This window comes from Corynebacterium sp. HMSC074C04 (genome assembly GCF_001838295.1).
In the GTDB taxonomy this organism is placed as follows: domain Bacteria; phylum Actinomycetota; class Actinomycetes; order Mycobacteriales; family Mycobacteriaceae; genus Corynebacterium; species Corynebacterium amycolatum.
Genome location: NZ_KV836272.1, coordinates 435,793 through 436,699 on the forward strand (window position 1 = coordinate 435,793; position 907 = coordinate 436,699).

The 907-nt window shown below is 56.6% G+C and carries 1 pseudogene; it reads right to left on the reverse strand.

Annotated elements, in window-relative coordinates:
* Positions 1-892, reverse strand: a pseudogene (locus HMPREF3011_RS06300) (3' terminal RNA ribose 2'-O-methyltransferase Hen1); the annotation flags it as partial.
* Positions 893-907 lie beyond the last annotated feature (15 nt).

Genomic DNA, 907 nt, shown 5'->3' on the forward strand with positions numbered 1-907 from the left:
GCGGATTCTCCAGCAACGGCCCGAGCAACACGCCGGAACCACAGCCGATGTCCACCACGCTGCGCGGGCGCAGTCTAAATACCTCACGCAGGACTCGGTCTTGACGCTGTCGATTGAGCGGCTTGGCTGTCTGGTCACCGCTGGCCAGTTCGATTGCACCAGCTTCCCCGGCAAGCTTCACGACGGCTTCGTTGACCAGGCCTTTTTGATCGGCAAGGTAGCGCTTTAGGATTTTCTCCCGCTGCGGGTGCTCCGGCAGCCAGTCCTGGGCGCGCGCGGCCAGCTTGTCGATTTCCCGGTCATCAACCCAATAGTGTTTCCCACCGTCGAGGACGGGAAGCAGAATATACAGGTGATTGAGCAAATCACGAACGGTTGCTCGACCTGTGAGGGTCACCGTCGGTGAGAACTTCTGCCCGGCAATGTTGTTGAAGAAATCGCAGGTGACCTTCCACCCCAATGGCTCAAACAAAGCACGGATTTCTTCCTCGGTGCCGGGTACCGCCGCGACTGTCGCGGTGAGATCGCTTGGGGTTTCGTCGTAAGGCGAAGTCTTTTCCATGACCATCGCCGTGGAGAAGACCGACTTCAACGCCACAGTCAAAAGCGATGACGCAGCCCACTGCCGATCATTAATGTAGCCGGTCAGATTGAACGTATCGGCACGGTACTGCTTGAGTTTCAGCAACTCATCGCGGTCAATATCAACCCAGAGGGCTGCCGTGCATTCGGCATCGGTTGCAGTGGGGAAAAAGACGCGGGCAACACCGAACTTTAACTCGGCCTCATGCACGCGATCGGGATGCTTTCGCAAAATAAATCCCAAATCGCGTGCCGATTCACCAGGCGAAGATTCACCTAGCCGAGAGTGTTTAGTGATTGCCAGATACATACGGCAAGTTTAACG